The following is an 864-nucleotide window of genomic DNA, read 5'->3' on the forward strand; positions in this document are numbered from 1 at the left end:
AATGTCAGCTATTGAATGGTGACCATCTTTATAAAGATTTAAAATAGCCAATTTTTCAGCTTTAGAATATTTCATTCGAGCCATAGAAAATACTCCCCTTAGATCAACAGATTTTTATTTTTTATCTGTCTACCTAATGGGGAGCATATCAAGATTGATCAAAATGGATTCTTCTCCAGCAGATTTAAGATTGTTATTTTAAAAAAAGATTGATCATTGTGGAACTTTGGTTTTTTCCCAAGGAACAGGCGTGGATGAATGGGATACATAAAATTCTGATTGGCTGATAGTGCGGCCAATCATATTGATACATGGTTGAATGGATAATTGTTTCATTTTGAAATTTCTTGGAAGTGTCTTCGATTAAATCAAAGTCCAACATGAATTCAAGTTCTTTATTTCTGCTTTTCACTAAATCCAGAAATCCCAATTTCTCACCTCCTTTTTTTAAGGCTTTGTTTAACATTAATGTTGATCTTAGTCGTACTATAATGCGGGTTTTTGGAAGTTGTTACTTCCTACTAACAATTCTAGATATCTGAATACATAAAAAATGATAAATACAAAAGATAGATTTAAAATTTAGGAGGTATACTTTGCGGAAAGTGGAAAAGATTTTCGGGATCATACTTGGCTTTTATTCTTTGTAATCTATCAAAGGTGGTTCCATAATAAGCTGGTCCAAAGTTTATAATATTCTGATCTGAAGAATTTACGTAGGCCCCTTCAATGAATGAATGGCTTTAGGATTACGGATAAATTCTAATTCAAATCCCTCTGCTTCTAATGCGGTTCTTACTAAATCCAAACGGAAAGTATCAGCTACAATTTTCGTCAGTCCGTATTGCTCACGCATCTCAACAA

At 32.9% G+C, this 864-nt stretch carries 1 protein-coding gene and 1 pseudogene; both read right to left on the reverse strand.

Annotated features, from left to right (window positions below; translation table 11 throughout):
• Nucleotides 1-193: 193 nt before the first annotated feature.
• Nucleotides 194-430 carry a hypothetical protein gene (locus AC1DUW_RS30785; RefSeq protein ID WP_477644446.1) on the reverse strand — a complete coding sequence of 79 codons (237 nt, stop codon included), beginning with the start codon at nt 428-430 and terminating at the stop codon, nt 194-196.
• A gap of 145 nt (nt 431-575) precedes the next feature.
• Nucleotides 576-734, reverse strand: a pseudogene (locus AC1DUW_RS30790) (BBE domain-containing protein); the annotation flags it as partial.
• Nucleotides 735-864: the final 130 nt, after the last annotated feature.

It is taken from the genome of Peribacillus sp. P4_C12, from assembly GCF_056402095.1.